This is a genomic window from Citrobacter sp. VF227 (genome assembly GCF_052950715.1).
On the sequence record NZ_JBRFVF010000217.1, the window covers coordinates 1 to 544 of the forward strand.

The following is a 544-nucleotide window of genomic DNA, read 5'->3' on the forward strand; positions in this document are numbered from 1 at the left end:
TTCGCGCAGTTCAGCCGCCAGTTCCGGCGCCAGCGGCGGGCTGTACAGACGACCGGCGTTGAGCAGCTCGTCAAGCAACAGCGGGAAGCGCGCAATCTGCTCGGCGATCCACGGGCTGGCTGCGCAGAGCTCGAGCAAGCGCTGCAGCGCCCCGGGATTTTCAGTCAGCAGGACCAGGTAGGCCGAACGCCGGGCGACCGCTTCCACCAGCGGCAGTACGCGTTCGAGCACCAGATCCGGATCGTCCTGCTCGACGGCCTGCGCCAGCAGCCGTGGAATGAAGGCATCCAGACGCTCGCGGCCAAGACGCTGCATGGTGCGTACCTGGCTGGCGTTGCGCAGCGCGGCGAGCCGCTGACAGGCGCCCTGGCCATCACGGAAACCGGCCTCGGACAGCTGGCGGCAGGCGAACTCCTCGTCCCAGTCCTGCTCCCACAGCGGCAGCCATTCGCCGCCGACCAGCGCCTCGCCCTCGGCATTCTCGTCCTCATCCGGGTCGGCGATGACCTGGCGGAAATGCCAGTCGATGCGCCCGCGCCAGTAC

The 544-nt window shown here is 68.8% G+C and carries 1 pseudogene; it reads right to left on the reverse strand.

The window, feature by feature from the left end:
• Nucleotides 1-544: pseudogene (locus tag ACU8YC_RS25980) on the reverse strand (bifunctional [glutamate--ammonia ligase]-adenylyl-L-tyrosine phosphorylase/[glutamate--ammonia-ligase] adenylyltransferase); the annotation flags it as partial.